Annotated in this window: 16 protein-coding genes and 2 tRNA genes; 7 read left to right on the top strand and 11 right to left on the bottom strand. The window is 65.0% G+C overall.

The genetic code is table 11. The features are described 5' to 3' along the window. Window positions 1–48: 48 nt before the first annotated feature. Entirely contained in the window at window positions 49–954 is a 906-nt protein-coding gene (locus tag FHS48_RS14915; RefSeq protein ID WP_184264454.1) for a LysR family transcriptional regulator, read from the bottom strand. 147 nt (window positions 955–1101) lie between these two features. Between FHS48_RS14915 and FHS48_RS14910 the strand changes: the two genes are divergently transcribed. Further along, window positions 1102–2337: an MFS transporter gene (locus FHS48_RS14910; protein WP_260402506.1), complete on the top strand. Its 1236-nt coding sequence runs from the start codon at window positions 1102–1104 to the stop codon at window positions 2335–2337. 71 nt (window positions 2338–2408) lie between these two features. On the opposite strand, the gene FHS48_RS14905 is transcribed toward FHS48_RS14910, so the two are convergent. The 9 genes from FHS48_RS14905 to FHS48_RS14865 form a co-directional block, all read right to left on the bottom strand. Then, window positions 2409–2915 carry a TIGR00645 family protein gene (locus FHS48_RS14905; protein ID WP_184264452.1) on the bottom strand — a complete coding sequence of 169 codons (507 nt, stop codon included), beginning with the start codon at window positions 2913–2915 and terminating at the stop codon, window positions 2409–2411. Window positions 2916–3047: 132 nt separating this feature from the next. After that, window positions 3048–3407, bottom strand: coding sequence for a DUF805 domain-containing protein (locus FHS48_RS14900; protein ID WP_184264450.1), 360 nt, complete (start codon window positions 3405–3407; stop codon window positions 3048–3050). A gap of 170 nt (window positions 3408–3577) precedes the next feature. After that, entirely contained in the window at window positions 3578–4141 is a 564-nt protein-coding gene (locus tag FHS48_RS14895; protein ID WP_184264448.1) for a pyridoxamine 5'-phosphate oxidase family protein, read from the bottom strand. A 56-nt stretch (window positions 4142–4197) separates the two neighbouring features. Beyond that, window positions 4198–5877, bottom strand: coding sequence for an energy-dependent translational throttle protein EttA (gene ettA, locus FHS48_RS14890; RefSeq protein ID WP_184264446.1), 1680 nt, complete (start codon window positions 5875–5877; stop codon window positions 4198–4200). 249 nt (window positions 5878–6126) lie between these two features. Beyond that, complete coding sequence (locus tag FHS48_RS14885) at window positions 6127–6750, bottom strand: LysE family translocator (protein ID WP_184264444.1); 624 nt, start codon at window positions 6748–6750, stop codon at window positions 6127–6129. A gap of 279 nt (window positions 6751–7029) precedes the next feature. Continuing rightward, window positions 7030–7668: an NAD(P)H-dependent oxidoreductase gene (locus FHS48_RS14880; RefSeq protein WP_184264442.1), complete on the bottom strand. Its 639-nt coding sequence runs from the start codon at window positions 7666–7668 to the stop codon at window positions 7030–7032. A gap of 110 nt (window positions 7669–7778) precedes the next feature. Next, on the bottom strand, window positions 7779–7970 hold the full coding sequence (locus FHS48_RS14875) for a hypothetical protein (protein ID WP_184264440.1): 192 nt from the start codon (window positions 7968–7970) through the stop codon (window positions 7779–7781). A 149-nt stretch (window positions 7971–8119) separates the two neighbouring features. Further along, complete coding sequence (locus tag FHS48_RS14870; RefSeq protein ID WP_184264438.1) at window positions 8120–8458, bottom strand: hypothetical protein; 339 nt, start codon at window positions 8456–8458, stop codon at window positions 8120–8122. A gap of 147 nt (window positions 8459–8605) precedes the next feature. Beyond that, window positions 8606–8681: transfer RNA gene (locus FHS48_RS14865), tRNA-Ile, on the bottom strand. Between the two features lie 254 nt (window positions 8682–8935). Between FHS48_RS14865 and FHS48_RS14860 the strand changes: the two genes are divergently transcribed. Further along, window positions 8936–12265: a PAS domain S-box protein gene (locus FHS48_RS14860; RefSeq protein ID WP_184264436.1), complete on the top strand. Its 3330-nt coding sequence runs from the start codon at window positions 8936–8938 to the stop codon at window positions 12263–12265. On the opposite strand, the gene lipB is transcribed toward FHS48_RS14860, so the two are convergent. Beyond that, a complete protein-coding gene (gene lipB / locus FHS48_RS14855) occupies window positions 12215–12958 on the bottom strand; it encodes a lipoyl(octanoyl) transferase LipB (protein ID WP_184264434.1) in 744 nt (247 codons plus the stop codon). The two genes, FHS48_RS14860 and lipB, sit on opposite strands and share 51 nt — an antisense overlap. Before the next feature lie 131 nt (window positions 12959–13089). Here lipB and FHS48_RS14850 point away from each other — a divergent pair. From FHS48_RS14850 to FHS48_RS14830, 5 genes are all read left to right on the top strand, one after another. After that, window positions 13090–13176 (top strand) — tRNA-Leu (locus tag FHS48_RS14850). 380 nt (window positions 13177–13556) lie between these two features. Further along, a complete protein-coding gene (mgtE, locus tag FHS48_RS14845) occupies window positions 13557–14966 on the top strand; it encodes a magnesium transporter (RefSeq protein WP_184264432.1) in 1410 nt (469 codons plus the stop codon). A gap of 60 nt (window positions 14967–15026) precedes the next feature. Continuing rightward, on the top strand, window positions 15027–15458 hold the full coding sequence (locus FHS48_RS14840) for a VOC family protein (RefSeq protein WP_184264430.1): 432 nt from the start codon (window positions 15027–15029) through the stop codon (window positions 15456–15458). After that, entirely contained in the window at window positions 15424–16812 is a 1389-nt protein-coding gene (locus tag FHS48_RS14835; protein ID WP_184264428.1) for a DUF2157 domain-containing protein, read from the top strand. The genes FHS48_RS14840 and FHS48_RS14835 overlap by 35 nt, the downstream gene beginning before the upstream one ends. Next, window positions 16809–17432 (top strand): GDYXXLXY domain-containing protein, encoded by a 624-nt coding sequence (locus FHS48_RS14830; RefSeq protein ID WP_184264426.1) that lies wholly within the window; start codon window positions 16809–16811, stop codon window positions 17430–17432. Before FHS48_RS14835 ends, FHS48_RS14830 begins: the two co-directional genes overlap by 4 nt. The last annotated feature ends 26 nt before the right edge of the window (window positions 17433–17458 follow it).

Here is a 17458-nt window from a genome sequence, read left to right as displayed (position 1 = left end):
TCGGTCGGCGTGACACAGGGCGGGGTCTCCGGATCCCGCCCTGTTGCTTTATGGCGTCAGGGGGCCGCCGTCGAGAAAGGCCTTCAGCCGGGGAGCCATGAAGTCGATGAAGGCGCGGACCCGGTGCGGCATACGGTCGGTGCCAAGGAACAGCATGTGGACATCCTCGCTGTCGCCTATACTGTCCCCGGCGCTGTCGCCTTGCAGGATCTCCACCAGTGCCCCGGAGCGCAGATCCTCGCGGATATGGAATTCGCCCATGCGGGCCAGCCCCATCCCGGCCAGCGCCAGCCGCCGGACTGTCTCGCCATTGTTGGCCAGCAGCGGGCAGGAGTCGGCATATCCGGCCCACAGCGGCACCGACCGGCGGAAATTCAGGCCAAGGCAGCGGTGCCCGGCCAGATCGTGCAGGCTGCGCGGGGTGCCATGCCGGGCCAGATAGGCCGGGGCGGCGACAAACTTGCGCGGGGCGGTGCCCAGCCGCCGGGCGGTGAGGGCGGAACTGGACAGCGCCCCGACCCGGAAAGCGATATCGGTGCGGTCCAGATACAGGTCGATGATCTCGTCGGACAGCGACAGATCGACGACGATGTTGGGATAAGCCTGCCAGAAGGCGGGCAACAGCGGTTCCACCGCCACCATGCCAAAGCCGACCGAGGCGGTGACACGCACGGTGCCGCCGGGGCTGGTCGCTCCGTGCGCCAGATCGCGTTCAATCTCCGCCAGATCGGCCAGCAGGGTCTGGCTGCGGTCATAGTAAATCTGCCCCTCCGCCGTCAGCGACAGGCGGCGGGTAGACCGTTCCAGCAGCCGGACCCCGAGGCGGGCTTCAATCCGGCCGATCAGCTTGGAGACGGTGGACGGGGTCATCCGCAGCTGGCGGGCGGCCTCGGAGAAGCTGCCGCTGTCCACCACCCGCAGGAACACGTCCATTTCCCCGGCGCGGTTGTCCATCTGGCCCCTCATCTGTGAATTGGTTTCATAGATAATGTGGCGCGGCACTGAATTATCAAGGTCTGTCAGGGGGCCTATCTGTTTTCCCACGCATGGGCCGGGGCTGTGTCGCCCGGCAGGATCAGAGGACGACAGAGGAAGACGAGGATGCAGACAGATCAGGATACCCCCGCCGCCAGTGCCGCCGCCGCTGGCACCCCGGACTCCGGGCGCTGGTCGCTGCTGGCCTTGGCAATCGGGGCCTTCGGGATCGGCACCACCGAATTTTCACCGATGGGGCTGTTGCCGGTCATCGCCGAGGGGGTCGAGGTGTCGATTCCCACCGCCGGGCTGCTGGTCAGCGCCTATGCCATCGGCGTTACCCTTGGTGCCCCGGTGATGACCCTGCTGTTCAGCCGGTTTGGCCGCCGCAGCGCCCTGATCGGGCTGATGGCGATTTTCACCCTTGGCAACCTGCTGTCGGCGCTGGCCCCGGATTACTGGAGCCTGCTGGCCTCCCGCCTGATCACCAGCCTGAACCACGGGGCCTTTTTCGGCCTTGGGGCGGTGGTGGCGGCCAGTGTGGTCCGCCCGGAGCGGCGGGCCAGTGCGGTGGCCACCATGTTCATGGGGCTGACCATCGCCAACGTCGGCGGTGTGCCGTTGGCGACATGGGTCGGGCAACAGATCGGCTGGCGGATGTCCTTCGCCGGAACCGCCGTGCTGGGCCTGATGGCGATTGTTGCCCTTGGTCTGGCCCTGCCGAAGGGTAACCGTGGCCAGCGGCCGCAGGTGCGGCGGGAACTGGCAGTGCTGACCCGCACGCCGGTGCTTCTTGCCCTGCTGACCACGGTGCTGGGCTCCAGCGCCATGTTCACCCTCTACACCTACGTCGCGCCGCTGTTGCAGACGCTGACACAGGCGTCCGGGCTGTTCGTGACCGTGGCGCTGGTGCTGATCGGCCTTGGCTTTACGGTGGGCAACGGTGTGGGGGGCCGGGTGGCGGACTGGTCGCTGGATGGGGCGACGGCACTGTTTCTTGGCGCGCTGGCGCTGATCATGCTGGCGATGCCGCTGGTGATCGGCAATCCGGCCGGGGCTGCCGGAGTCCTGTTGCTGTGGGGGGCGGCGGCCTTCGCCATCGTTCCGCCGGTACAGATGCGGGTGATGCAGGTGGCGGCAGACGCGCCGGGGCTGGCCTCCTCGATCAACATCGGGGCCTTTAACCTTGGCAATGCCATCGGGGCGGCGGTTGGCGGGGCGGTAATCAGCGCCGGTCTGGGCTATGCCGCCGTGCCGGTGGCGGGTGGGCTGCTGGCGGCGTCCGGCCTTGGGCTGGTGTGGCTGGGGCGGAGGCAGGGGCGGGCGGTGCCGGAACTGACGCCGTGCAAGGCCGAAGGATAACCGGATCCCCGGATGACAGAAGGCCCCGCCGGACTGGTGGGGCCTTCTAAGGCATTGGATGTGAACGGGGATCAGTGGTCGTGGCGGAAGGCCATCTTATCCAGCCACGCCAGCAGCAGGGCCGACACCACAAAGGTCATGTGGATGATCACCAGCCACATCAGGGTGGTGGTGTCGGTTTTGGTGGTGTTCATGAAGGCTTTCAGCAGGTGGATCGACGAGATGGCGACGATCGAGGCGGCAACCTTCAGCTTCAGGGTGCCGGAATCCAGTTTGCCGACCCACGACAGTTTCTCGGCGTTTTCGTCCAGATCAATCCGGCTGACGAAATTTTCGTAACCGGAGATGATCACCATGATGATCAGATTGGCCACCAGCGTCAGGTCAATCAGCGCCAGAGCCACCAGAATCAGGTCGGTTTCCGCCAGTTCCAGAATGTTCGGAACCAGATGGATCAGCTCCTGAAAGAATTTGACCGCAAACAGCGCCAGCAGCAGCGTCATCCCCAGATACATCGGGGTCAGCAGCCAGCGGCTGGCAAACAGGATGCGTTCAATGACGGTTTCAATCGCTTTCATGGGGCGCTTTCATCCGGGAGAAGAGGGCACAGAAACGGCGAAACCCCGCAGGGCGGGGTTCCGGGACCGCAGGCGCACAATAGCCGCCCTTTTCCCCGGCTGGAAGACCGGGGAAAAGGGCGGGGGCCGCAATCAGGCCGCAGCGACCGGGCTGGGGCCATAGGCGTTTTCGGTGTCTCCGCCGGTTTTCACCAGCCAGAGCAGTAGAATGATGAAGCCAACCAGCGGGATCAGCTGGATCAGCATCCACCACCCGGAACGGCCGGTGTCGTGCAGGCGGCGGGCGGTGACGGCCAGAACCGGCAGCGTGACCGCCAGAGAGTACAGTCCGACCAGAAGGCCGGGCATATCCACGATGCCTTCAACCACACTCAGCACCACGCTGACAATCAGGTTGAACAGCATGAAGTACCAATATTCCGAGCGGCAGGCCCGGCCGGAAAAGCTGACATATTTGGAAAAGCAGACCTTGACGGCATCCATGAAACCCATGGCGGGGACCCCCTGAACCCAATTGAGGATAAGACTGGAGCGCTTTCAGCAACAGTGGACACCTGTTTTCGTACAATCGGAAAATGCTCTAAATCCGGAGACCGACGCTACGCCTGTTTTCTGCACTGCGGAAGGGGGACACATCGTCTGGATCGATGAAATTTTATCATTCAACCGTCCAGATCCGGAGGTTCGGGGAAAATTCCGGTTGGCAGGCCGTCAAGGCTGAGGCGGTTTTTCTTGTCCCGGTACTTGATCAGGCCGTCTTCCCCCTGCCGGGTTGCCCAGTCGTTCAGGGCGCTGCGGTCCCCGGCATACTCATAAAACGGCACCGCCATTCCGCAGGAGGTCTGTACCAGATCGACCTGAACGTCAAAAATCTGCCGGGCCCCGGGCAGGGCCGGGAACAGGGCGGCCATCTCCGTCCAGTCCGCATCATGCGGATGGAGGACCCGGGCCCGGCCATACAGGCGCAGGATCACCGGTTTTCCGGAAAAGGCACAGAACATCAGGGTCATGCGGGGGTTCAGCCGGACGTGGGCGGCGCTTTCGTTGCCGCTGCCGGTGACGTTCAGCCACGCCACCCGGGTGTCGGACAGGACCCGGAAGCTGTCCATGCCCTTGGGGGAAATATTGACCAGACTGTCGGCGGTGGCGGTGCCGACGAAGAAAATCTTCTGGGCGGCGATGAAGCTGCGGTGCTCTTCAGTCAGGGCAGGGTACTGGGTGCCCATCGGCGTCTCTCCTAAAGCAAAAGGCCCGCCGGTGAGGGCGGGCCTTCTGTGACAGATCAGCGGTGAACCGGCTTGTATTTGATCCGGTGCGGCTGCTCGGCGTCAGAGCCGAGGCGGCGCTTCTTGTCCGCTTCGTAGTCTTCGAAGTTGCCTTCGAACCATTCCACATGGCTGTTGCCTTCAAAGGCCAGAATGTGGGTGGCAACGCGGTCAAGGAACCAGCGATCGTGGGAGATGACCACGGCGCAGCCGGGGAAGTCGAGCAGGGCGTCCTCCAGGGCACGCAGGGTATCAATGTCAAGGTCGTTGGTCGGTTCGTCAAGCAGCAGGACGTTGGCGCCGGACTTCAGCATCTTGGCAAGGTGGACGCGGTTGCGTTCCCCGCCGGACAGCTGGCTCAGCTTCTTCTGCTGGTCGCCGCCCCGGAAATTGAAGGAGCCGACATAGGCACGCGACTGGATCTTGCGCTTGCCGAGGTCGATTTCGTCATTCCCGCCGGAGATTTCTTCCCACACGGTCTTGTTGTCGTCCAGCGCGTCGCGGCTCTGGTCAACGTAGCCGAGCTTGACAGTCTCGCCGATGCGGATGCTGCCGCTGTCGGGCTGTTCCACCCCGGTCAGCATCTTGAACAGGGTGGTCTTACCGGCCCCGTTCGGGCCGATGACGCCGACGATGCCGCCCGGCGGCAGACGGAACGTCAGGTTTTCGATCAGCAGGCGGTCGCCGAAGGATTTGGTCAGGTTTTCCGCCTCAATCACCACGCCACCCAGACGTTCCGGGGTCGGGATCACGATCTGCGCGGTGCCCGGCTGACGGTCGGCGGACTTGGCCACCAGATCGTCGAACGCGGTGATACGGGCCTTCTGCTTGGCCTGACGGCCCTTCGGGTTGGAACGGATCCACTCCAGTTCCTGCGTGATGGTGCGCTGACGGGCGGCTTCTTCGCGCTGTTCCTGTTCCAGACGCTTCTGCTTCTGTTCCAGCCACGAGGAGTAGTTGCCCTCGTACGGGATGCCGCGGCCACGGTCCAGTTCCAGAATCCAGCCGGTGACGTTGTCGAGGAAGTAACGGTCGTGGGTGACGGCCACGACGGTGCCTTCGTATTCCTCAAGGAAGCGTTCCAGCCACCACACCGATTCGGCGTCAAGGTGGTTGGTCGGTTCGTCGAGCAGCAGCATGTCGGGGCGGGACAGCAGCAGGCGGGCCAGCGCCACCCGGCGCTTTTCCCCGCCGGACAGCTTGGTCACATCAGCGGCGCCATCGGGGCAGCGCAGCGCATCCATGGCGATCTCGACCTTGCGCTCGACATCCCAGCCGTCGCAGGCATCGATCTTTTCCTGAAGGTTGCCCTGTTCTTCCAGCAGGGCGTTCATTTCGTCGTCGTCGGCGACGTCGGCGAACTTGGCGGAAACTTCGTCAAAGCGCTGACGCAGGGCGTAGACTTCGCCGACGCCTTCCATGACGTTCTCAAGAACGGTCTTGGCGGCGTTCAGATGCGGTTCCTGCTGGAGGAAGCCGACGCGCACGCCGTCCGCCGCCCAGGCTTCGCCGCTGTATTCCTTGTCCACACCGGCCATGATGCGCAGCAGGGTCGACTTACCGGCGCCGTTGTAGCCCAGCACGCCGATCTTGGCGCCCGGCAGGAACGACAGGTACACCCCTTCCACCACCTTTTTGCCACCGGGATAGATCTTGGTCAGGTCCCGCATGGTGTAGATGTATTGATAGGCGGCCATAGGTCCTCCGGCATCGAAAAAACGGAATCAGGGTTGCGGCGGTTTTACCCCACCGCACCGGGAAGGGGAAGGAAATTGCGGGGGCGGGGGTGCGGGGCCGGTTCGCAGACCTTCCGCCATACGCCGCAAGTGCCGCCAGTGGTTTTACTTTCGTGCCGCCGCAAGCGCCGCCAGTGGTTTTACTCTCGTGCGGCCGCAAGCGCCGCTGTTGGTTTTACTTCCGTGCGGCCGCAAGCGCCGCCGGTGGTTTTACTTTCGTGCGGCCGCAAGCGCCGCACCGGCCGCCACCAGCGCGCCGCCGCTCACCCGGTTCATGATCCGGCGGCCGCGGGCGGTGGCGAAAAACCGCCCCATTCCGGCCCCGCCGACCCCGTACAGCACGAGGGCGACGGCTTCCAGCACCAGAAAGGTGGCCCCCATGATCAGCAGCTGGCCGGTCGGCGGCTGGCTGGCATCCATAAACTGCGGGAAGAAGGCGGTGAACACCAGAATCGCCTTGGGGTTGGCAATCGCCGACAGGAATTCCTGCGTCGCCAGCGCCCGGATGTTGACTGCCTCGGTGCTGCGTTCAGCCAGAACGGTGTCCTCCACCGGGGCCCGCCACAGTTTGATGCCCAGATAGACCAGATAGAGCGCCCCGACCCATTTGATGACGGTGAAGGCCAGTTCCGATGCGGCCAGCACCGCGCCCAGCCCGACGGCGGTCAGGCCGACCAGAGCCGCAAAGGCGGGCATCCGGCCCATACCGGCCAGTGTGGCGGTGCCCAGACCGAAGCGGGCGGCGTTGTTCATCACCAGCAGGTTGTTGGGGCCGGGGGCCATGTTCAGCAGGAACACGGCGGGGATGAACACCAGCCACAGGTCAAGCGCCATGATCGGGACTCCGGTCGGGCAGAAAGGGGCAGAAACTGTGCCGGTGCTGGATCAAAAGGTCAACAGGGCGCCACGGGGCGCCCTGTCGGGGAGAGGGGTAAAGCACGGACGCTCGCACCGACGGCTGCCTGAAGGACCCATCAAAGAAGCGGAGGCCCTTGGGGCCGACTGGCCCATTGAGGGCCCGCGCGACCATTCGCGCGTGAGGCAAGCGGGCGGATGCCCGCGCCCGCCGCCTGAGGAACCGAAAAAAACAGCTTAAAACCGGCTTTGCCGGTTTTAAGCAACCGTGGTGGCGAACTGAGCCAGCGGGCGGCGCACCTTCTTCAGGTTGACCAGCCAGTCGCCTTCCGCCGCGCGATACCCCAGCGGCAGCAGAATCACCGAGCGCAGGCCCTTTTCGCGCAGGCCGAGGATCTTGTCGACACTGTCGGGGTCGAAGCCTTCCATCGGGGTGCTGTCGACCTGTTCTTCGGCGGCGGCTAGCAGGGCAGTGCCAAGGCCGATATAGGCCTGACGGGCGGCATGCTGATAGTTGGTCTCGGCATCGCGGGCGGTGTAATTGGCCAGAAGCTGCTGACGGTAGGCTTCCCAGCCTTCATTGCGGAAGCCGCGTTCGTCATTGACCAGATCGAAGGCGGCATTGATGCGGTCGGCGGTGTAATTGTCCCACGCCGCGAACACCAGCAGGTGCGAGGCGTCAACCACCTGCGCCTGATTCCACGCCACGGCGCGGATCTGGTCCCGCAGGTCCTTGTTGGTCACCACCAGCAGCTCATAGGGCTGAAGGCCGCTGGAGCTGGCAGTCTGGCGCACCGCTTCGACAATGCGGGCGACGGCGTCTTCCGGCACGGCGCGGGACGGATCCATTTTCTTGGCGGCATAGCGCCAGGCGAGAAGGTCAAGGGTCTTGGACATAGCGGTCTTCCTGAACGGAGAAATTTGTTCCACCGATCAAAGGCACGCGGATGTGTTTTGCAACAGGCGGAGATCCGCAACTTTTAAGAATCAGGTTACCGTAGGGTAACTCAGGCCGGGGCCGGAAGATCAATCCAGCACAGGCTGCCGTCCGGCTGGCGGCGGATCAGGCTCATGGCAATGGCGGGTTCGGTCCGCCGGTCAGCAGGTGGAGACCCCGGTTGTAGAGGCAGGCTGCGGCGGGTCCAGTGCCAGGAGGGATGCAGGCGGGGAACGGTGGCGGACGGCGCGGTCTTGCTCATCGGTTTCCTCGGACCGGGAAGGGATGAATAATTGTATCCAATATACAGTATAATAAAAAGATGAAAAAAACCGCCCCACCGGGTGGAGCGGTTTCTTGCAGACGGGAGGACTGCCCCCGGACAGGCCGGGGGCCGTGTGGCCTTAAGGATCAGCGCAGCTTGATTTCGTTGTTGTAAACGTCCAGCTTATTGACCTTGCAGTAATCGACGTCGTAGTCGAAATAGCTCTTGTCTGCGAAGATCACCTGAGTGCGGACCACGCAGTCCCCTTCGGCGGTGCCAAAATCCATCTCGAACACATCACCGGCTTTGACCGCTTCGCTCAGCCAGTTGTTGCTCCACTGGCCGTCTTCCTTGGTGCGGAATTCGGTGATGGCCTCTTTGGTCTTGTTGGTCAGCTCAAACTTCCAGCTGCCGGCATGGGCAGACGGGGCTGCGGCAGCGGCAGCCAGAAGGGCGGCGGCAAACAGTCCAGACTGAAAGCGCATTCTTTCTTCTCCTGAAGTCATCATCGGGCAGGCGCCATTCTGGCGGCCCGGGATATGTTGTGATCTGGCCCGTTCGGATGTCGGCTGACAAGTTTGCCGCTTTCCGGGACACAGTTCAGCAATATCAGGAGACTGGGGAAAGAAAAGTGGTAGGCCCAGAGGGACTCGAACCCCCAACCAGACCGTTATGAGCGGTCGGCTCTAACCATTGAGCTATGGGCCCCCGGCGCGGTTTCCGGTGGTGTTGCCATGGGGGGTTGTGACCCGGGGCCGGAAACGATGCAGAAGTGTCGGGGATCTATAGACCATTCCAGCCTGACCGGGAAGCAAAAATGCACCATCGGGGGGAAAGGGGGTGCCCGCAGGCGCATATGCCTGTTTCATTATGAAAATGGTCCTTATGGCTCTGGTGCCTCCTCAGGTATAGTACGGTAAATAGTGTGATAATTCCAATCTCCCGGGACGGAACCCCCTTCTTTGCCGCAGCGTCTGAACCTTCTGGCGGAACGCCTTATTCACCGGGTCGGGCGTCCGGTCTGGTGGGTATTGCTGTTTGTCACCGCTGCCGGGGTGATGTCGGCCCTGCTGCTGATCCGTCAGTCCGCCGGGGATCTGGATAACCGCCTGCGGCTGTTCATTCACGACCGGCTGGTGGCGCAGATGGAGCAGCAGCGCCACCAGCTGGCCGATCTGGCGGCGGATCTGGTTCTTGATCCGCGCAGTTCGCTGCACCCGGATGTCGCCGAACCCGGCGAACTGCTGGCGGAGCGGGTTCCGGTCCCGTCACTGCCGCTGTTGGTCCGGGCCGGGGTCAGCCGGATTTTCGTGGTCAGCGAGGCCGGGATGGTGCGGGAAATCCGCGATCAGACCCCGGTGACGCCGCCGGTGGAGGATGCCCGGCTGGTTTTGCAGGTTCAGGCTCTGGCAGATCATCTGCGCCGGTCGGAGGCCGCCGGGGGCAGCCCTTCTCCGGGGCAACGGGGACGGCGGGCCGGAATGCCGGCCTCCGCCACCGCCTTTCTGGGAGACAGCCGGGCGCTGGAGATGGCGGCGGCGGCAGAAGTGTTTCGTCAGCCGGGTGCCCCGTCCTCCCGCCCGTATGCCGTGGTCCTGACCCAGTCTCTGGATGCGGCGTGGCTGGAACGCAGCCGCGCTGCGCTGGGGGTGCAGACACTTGATGTTGCGCCGCCGTCGGGGGTGGTCAATCCCTATGATGTGGTGCTGTCCACCCCGGCCGGGGTGCCGATGGCCGTGCTATCCCCCGGTCCGGCGCTGGAGGTCAAGGGCCTGCCGACCCTGCTGGATGCCGGTGTTGCCGCGTCAGTCATTGCCCTGATCGGGGTCAGCCTGTGGCTCGGCCGGGCGGCCCGCCGGGGGCGGAAGCAGGGTGGTCCGGTTCTGGATCCGGCGGTGACGCAGGCGGTGGTGGATGCCCAGCAGGACGGGGTTCTGGTGATCAGCCGTGACGGCCGGATTGTCGGGGTCAATCCGGCGGCGGCGGCGATTTTCGGCTATGACCCGGCGGAACTCTCCGGCCAGCACCTGAACATTCTGCTGAAGCCGGAGCAGCAGGCCCCGCATGACGCCTTCCTCGACCGCTCGCGGCTGTATGAGCCACGGATCATTTCCGCCTCCCGCCCGCTGGAGGCCCGGCACCGCGATGGCAGTGACCTTGAAATCACCCTGAAGGTTTTGCCCTTTGCCGGGGAAGGGGTGCCCGATGGCTTTATCGGGCTGATCCGCGATGTGACCTCGTCGCGGCTGGAGCAGGACCTGCTGGAGCGGATCCGCCGCCGCTTCCGGGTGCTGACCGAAAACGCGCCGATCGGTATTTACGTGCACCGGCATTTTCATCCGCTGTTTGCCAATCAGACCATGCTGGACATGTTCGGTCTGAAATCGCGGGCGGAGTTTTCCGCCCTGACCTCCACCGCCGAGATTCTGGCCCCGGAAATGCGCGACTGGGTGCGTGACCTGCATGAACGCCGCCTGCGGGGGGAAGAAGGGCCACGCCATTATCCGCTGCACTGCATCCGGCAGGATACCGGCGAAGATTTCTGGTGCAAAAACGTCTCCTTCACCCTCGACTGGGACGGGGAACCGGCGATCTGTACCATGCTGCTGGACATCACGGCGGAAATGGAGGCCCGGCGGGAGCGGGAGGCGATGCTGGGCCGCCTGCGCGGTATCATCACCACCACCGGGGAGGCCTATTTTCAGGTTGATGCCACCGAGATCATCATCGAGGTCAACGCGGCGGTGACGGCGCTGCTGGGATGGACGGAAAAGGATCTGCTCGGCACCCGGCTGACCGATATTATTGCCCCGTCCTCGCAGGCCTTCATCCGGGCGCAGCTGGACAGCCGGGGCACCAGTGCCCACCGCACCTACCGGCTGGATTTCCTGCACCGTGACGGATCGGTGGTGACCACCGATGTTGCCGCTTCCAGCCTGTTTGATACTGATGGCAAGCTGCTGGGATCGTTCGCGTTCTGCCGTGATATCTCGGCGACGCTGGCCTATGAGAAAGCCCTGCGCCATGCCAAGGACGAGGCGGACCGCGCCAACAGCGCCAAATCCGACTTCCTGTCGAGCATGAGTCACGAACTGCGCACCCCGCTGAATGCGATCCTTGGCTTTGCCCAGCTGCTGCGCACCGGGCGCAATGCCGCCCTGACCCCGCGCCAGAAGGAATATGTCGATCACATCGCCCAGTCCGGCGAACTGCTGCTGACCCTGATCAACGAAGTGCTGGATCTGGCCAAAATTGAAAGCGGCGGTCTGGGCCTGTCGGTGGAGCGGATCAGCGTTGCCGATCTGGTGGACCACTGCCTTGGTGTGGCGCGGGTGCTGGCCAAGGGGCGGAATGTCCGCATTCTCTACACCCCCGGGGCCAATCATACCGCCATGCTGCTGGCGGATGTGACGCGGGCGCGTCAGGTGCTGCTCAACCTGCTGTCCAACGCGGTCAAGTACAATACCGAGGGTGGTTCCGTCACCCTGCTGCTGGACTGTAATGATGCGGGGCGGATGCGCTTTACCATCGCCGATACCGGCATCGGGATTCCGGCTGACAAGCAGGTCCACCTGTTCGAGCCGTTCAACCGGCTGGGGCAGGAGCAGACGCCGATTGAAGGCACCGGGATCGGCCTGACCATTACCAAAGCGCTGGTGGAGCGGATGGGCGGGAAGATCGGTTATTCCAGCACGGAAGGGCAGGGCAGCACCTTCTGGTTTGAACTGCCGCTGTCCGGCGAGATTTCCTGCTTTGATCCCACTCTGCCGCCGCCCGGGGTGCCCCGGGGTCTGCCGCCGCCTGCCGGGGCGGAAGAGCCGGAGACTGTCCCCGGGGTGGGTGGCATTCCCCCCTGCCGGATCCTGTATATCGAGGATAATTCCGGCAACCGCATCCTGATGGAGGAAGTGTTCCGCAGCCAGCCGCAGGTGCGGCTGGAGATGGCCCCGACAGCGGAAATCGGTCTGGCCCATATCCGGGAACTGCCGCCGGATCTGGTGCTGATGGACCTGAACCTGCCGGGGATTGACGGGTTTGCCGCCCAGCGTCAGCTGCGGGCGGACCCGATGACGCGGGCGATTCCGGTGATCTGCCTCAGCGCCAATGCGCTGGCCTCGGCGGTGGAGCGGGCGCGGGAATCCGGTTTTGCCGCCTATCTGACCAAGCCGGTGGATATTCCGGCGCTGCTGGAAACGGTGGCCGCGGTGCTGACAGATCCGGCCACCCCGTTCCGGGCGCCGTTACATCCCCTGGCAGGCACCGCCGCCACCGCCGAGACGCATCGGCCCTGAGGCGTCGCGGCCAAACACCTCATCAAAGGTGCGGCGCAGGGCACTATCCACCTCTTCCATGGTGACGTGGATGCCCAGATCCCACAGGCTGGTGACGCCGTGTTCGCGGATGCCGCAGGGGACAATGCCGCCAAAATGCGACAGGTCAGGCTCCACATTCAGGGCGAAACCGTGGAAGGTGACCCAGCGCCGCACCCGCACGCCGATGGCGCCGATCTTGTCTTCCCGTCCGCCGCCCCGGGCCACCCAGATGCCGACCCGGTCTTCCCGCCGCTCGCCCCGCACGTTGAAGCAGTCCAGCGTGCGGATCAGCCATTCCTCAATGGCGTGGACGTAACAGCGCACATCCGGGCTGCGGCGCTTCAGGTCCAGCATCAGGTAGCCGACCCGCTGGCCGGGGCCGTGATAGGTGTACTGGCCGCCGCGCCCGGCATCGTAAACCGGGAAGCTGTTGCCGCCCAGCAGGTCTTCCTGCCGGGCGCTGGTTCCGGCGGTGTACAGCGGCGGATGTTCGACCAGCCACACCAGTTCCCGGTCCTGCGGATCCCCCTTGGTCAGGGCGGTGACCCGGTCTTCCATGGTGGCGAGGGCCTCGGGGTAGCGGGTATAGCCGTCAGCGATCCGCCACTCCGGGTCCGGCCACGACAGGGGCGGGGTGGTGGGATCGGCGGGAGAGAAATTTTCATCAGCCATCAAAAACACCTCTTGATCGGTCTCAGGCAAAGTGCTATTTCACTGCTCCCGCAAACGCAAGGGCGGACTTAAGGTTCTGATCTGTAAGGCCCAGAACTTAGGAAGCCGGAAGCGCCAAGGGAAGTGACTGTGCGGTCGTGGCGGAATTGGTAGACGCGCAACGTTGAGGTCGTTGTGGCCGAAAGGCCGTGGAAGTTCGAGTCTTCTCGACCGCACCAAGTTTTCAGGATGAAAATCCTGCTGAAAACCCTGAAGCTCCGGCTTCAGGGTTTTTGCCTTTATGGGTTTCCTGTTTTCAGCCCCCGGCGGAACGGGGCTGTCCATGCAGGCATGCGCCCTGTTCAGCATCCCTAAAGGAGGGGGCTGTTTTTCTCTGCGGGATCCGGGATGTATCGGATCTTTCACTGGCAAAAGCGGTGTCCCTGACTTTCAGTAGCAGCATTGGCCGCCCGCAGCGGGTTGGCCCGGGGCATTTTTCGATTAAGGGGAGTCCGGTTAATCGGAAAATGCCTTGTTTTTAAGATGTCAGAGCGTTTTCAGCGGCAAAACCGCAATCCCCGTGTACTGAAAACGCCCCAGCGTGAGGGAGGTGCCGACGATGCACACCACCAACCGCCCGCAGCAGGCCCGGCCCGGCCGCCCCGCCTCCAGCCATGAGGACACCACCTTCGATCTCGCCCCGGAGTTCGTGCAGGACATCCGCGCGGCGCTGGATGATCCTGACCGCGCCACCGAAGCGCGGGAGCAGGTGCAGGGCCTGCATTACGCCGATGCGGCGGACCTGATCGAGCGGCTGGATGAGGACCGCCGGGCGGTGCTGCTGTCCCTGCTGAAAGGGGGCTTCAATCCGGAAATCCTGCCGGAACTGGATGATGACGTCCGCGAGACGGTGCTGGATGCCTTCGGTTATGCCGATTACGCGGCGCTGGTGGCGGAGCTGGACTCCGACGATGCCGTCTATCTGGTTGACCATCTGGATGAAACCGAGCGGGCGGCGGTGCTGGAACGCCTGCCGGAGACCGACCGGACGGTGATTGAGCAGGGCCTGTCCTATGCCGATGACTCCGCCGGGCGTCTGATGCAGCGGGAGCTGGTGGCGGTGCCGTCGTACTGGACGGTCGGTGATGCCATTGACTGGTTGCGCGGGGCATCGGGCCTGCCGGAGGAGTTCACCGAACTGTTTGTGGTCGATCCGCGCCACCGTCCGCTGGGGCTGGTGCGGCTGTCGGCCCTGCTGCGGGCGCGGCGGCAGGACCGGCTGGAGGCCCTGATGGACACCGGGCTGGAGCCGGTGGATGTCGGGATGGATCAGGAAGAGATCGCCCTGCTGTTCCGCCGCCGCGACCTGCTGTCGGCCCCGGTCACCGACCGGGCCGGGCGGCTGGTCGGCCGCATCACCATCGACGACGTGGTGGACGTGATCGACGAGGAAGCCGAGGACGACATGCTGCGTCTGGCCGGTCTGTCGGAGACCGGGACCTATGCCGACGCCTTCGCCACCGCCCGCACCCGCATCCTGTGGCTGACCGTCAATCTCGGCACGGCGATGCTGGTATCGTCGGTGATCGGCCTGTTTGAGGCGACGCTGGAAAAGCTGGTGGCGCTGGCGGTGCTGATGCCGATGGTGTCCAGTCTGGGGGGGAATGCAGGCACGCAGACCCTGACGGCGGCGGTGCGTGGTCTGGCCACCCGCGATCTGTCGGCGGACAATGCCTGGCGGCAGACCGGCAAGGAACTGATGGTCGGCCTGATGAACGGCGTGGTGCTGGCGGTGCTGGCCGGGGCGGCGGCGTGGCTGTGGTATTCCGACCTGCCGCTGGCCGGGGTGGTGGCGACGGCGATGCTGCTGAACATGATCGTTGCCGCACTGGTCGGGATGGGGGTGCCGCTGGCACTGGAACGGTTTGGCGTTGACCCGGCGGTCGCCTCCAGCGTGTTCGTCACCATGATGACGGATATGCTGGGCTTTCTGGCGGTGCTGGGGCTGGCGACGCTGTTTCTGCTGTGACGGGCCGCCGGAAAATGGAGTAACGTGCGGAATCCCTGTATTTTCCCCCGGAGATGAGCGATGACCGGCCTGCACGGCAAATTTTACTGGAACGAACTGATGACCCGCTCGGCAGAGAAGGCGCTGGCCTTCTATGGCGAGACGCTGGGCTGGTCGTTCAGCGAATTTCCCGGCCCGACCGGGGGGCGGTACTGGATCGCCATGGATGGCGACGATCTGCCCGCCGGCGGGATTTTTGAAATGACCGGCCCGGAGTACGATGGCGTGCCGGAACACTGGCTGGCCTATGTGGCGGTGGATGATGTTGATGGCCGCGTCGGCATGACCACCAGCAACGGCGGCAAGCTGCTGCGGCCGCCGGTGGATGTCACCGGCGTTGGCCGTATCGCCATTGTTGCCGACATCAACGGTGCGGCCCTTGGCCTGATCACCCCGGCCATCGGCGATGCGCTGATGGATGACGACGACGACGATTTCGACGACGGCGAGTAACCCGATGCTCCGCCACAGCCGTGTTCATGCCCTGCTCGATCAATGGTCGGCGGATGGGCTGATCGCCCCGGAGCATCTGCCCCGGCTGCGGTCCGATCTTGACAGCGCCGGGCGGCTGGCCCGCCCGGTGACTGTTCTGGCGGTGGTGGCGGTGCTGCTGCTGCTGGCGGCGGCGCTGTCGTTTCTGGCCTCCAACTGGGAAGAGATGCCCCGCCTGCTGCGGCTGGGGCTGATCTGCGCCACTGTCGGCGGCAGCGGGACTGTGGCGGTGCTGCGGTGGCGGACGGTTCCGGCGGCGGAGATCGGGCGGGACCTGCCCGCCCAGATGGCGCTGGTGCTGTGTGCCGGGCTGTTTGGTGTCGGGCTGCTGCTGGTCAGCCAGATGTTTCATTTTGGCGGCGACCTGACCGGCTTCATGGCGGTGTGGGGGCTGGCGACCCTGCTGCTGGCACTGGTGGCGGGCACGGCCCGGCTGACCCTGACGCTGGCGGTGGTGCTGCTGTCCGGCTGGGGGCTGGCCCCGCTGGCGGGGGATGGTTTCTCCGGCATGGCGATGGGCTGGAATGCCCTGTTCGCTCCGGCGCTGGCGGTGGCACTGGTGACGGCCCTGAAGCGGGGCTGGGCGCTGGAGCTGTGGCTGGGGCATCTGGGCCTGTGGCTGTGGCTTTATGTGTCGGTGATCGGCGATGCCCCGGCCCTGCGGTTTCTGGGCGGGGATGAGGCCTTTATGCTGTTGCCGGTGCTGCATGGGGTGCTGTGGGCGGCGTTGCTGACGGTTCCGCCGCCGGAGGCCGGGCAGACCCGGGGCTGGCGGTGGGCGGCGGCCCGGCTGGCGGAAGCCCAGCAGGTGGCGGCCCTGTGTATTCCCGCCGGATTGATACAGGCATGGCTGAATGACTGGGTGCGGCTGACGCCGCCGGTCGGGCTGGTGTCGGTGCTGATTGTGCTGGCGGTGGCCGCCGGGGCGTTGCTGGTGGTTCAGACCCTGCGCCGCCGGGCGCTGTCCGGGGACGGTCTTCTGGCAACGGCGGTGGCGGTGCTGCCGGTGCTGCTGTCGGGGGAAATGCAGCGCCATGCCGCTGACGCCGGGGATCTGGCGGTGTGGGGTATTCTCGGGCTGGGGCTGGCGCTGACCGCCGGATTCCTCGGGCTGGGGGTGGCGCGGGGGCGGCGGGGTCTGACCGGGCTGGCGGTTCTGGCGTTTCTCGCCCTGACCTTCACCGGGATCGGCATGACCGGTCTGGGGGCGCTGTTCTTCCTGATCGTCGGCGGCGGGCTGGCGGTGCTGGCGGTCATTCTGGCCCGGCGCAGCCGCAGCCGGACCACGGCGACCGATGCGGGAGAGCGGGCATGACCGGTGTGCTTCAGGCTTTTTCCGGCTGGCTGGACCGTCGGCGCTGGCAAGCTCTGGCGGCTGTGGTGGCGATCCTGACGGCGGCAATTCCGGCACAGGCGCTGTGGCGGGAATGGCTGCTGCACCATGGTACGGTGGTGCGGCTTCAGGCGGTGCCGGTGGATCCGTGGGATCTGTTCCGGGGGGCCTATGTGACCCTGAATTACGCGGTGCTTCAGGCCGATCTGACCGCTTTGCCCGGCACCCCGGCGGTGCTGGCGGCGATCGGCCCGATGAATGATGGCCCGGCGTGGCTGGTGGTATCGGCCGATGCGCCGGACCACCCGTTGGATCTGCTGCCGCAGCCCCCTGCCGCCCCGGCGGCGGGCACCGTGGCTCTGGCGGTCTGGGTGGACCGGGACGAAGGGGAACGGCTGACCGTGACCCTGCCGTCGCTGGAACGCTATTATCTGGCCCCGGATCCGGCCAAGGCCATGGAAGGGGAGGTCCGCGCCGGTCGCCTGTCGGTCGAGGCGGCTGTGGCGGCGGACGGCACCCCGGCCCTGCGCGGCCTGTGGGTGGATGGGGAAAAAGTGGCGGACGAACGCCTGTTCGGTGGAGGGGAGGAGGTCAGGCGGTGATCCCGCCTGACCCGGAGCAGCAGGGG

The organism is Novispirillum itersonii (genome assembly GCF_014205675.1).
GTDB classification, from domain to species: domain Bacteria; phylum Pseudomonadota; class Alphaproteobacteria; order Rhodospirillales; family Rhodospirillaceae; genus Novispirillum; species Novispirillum itersonii_A.
This window is presented reverse-complemented; position numbering and strand designations above follow the sequence as displayed.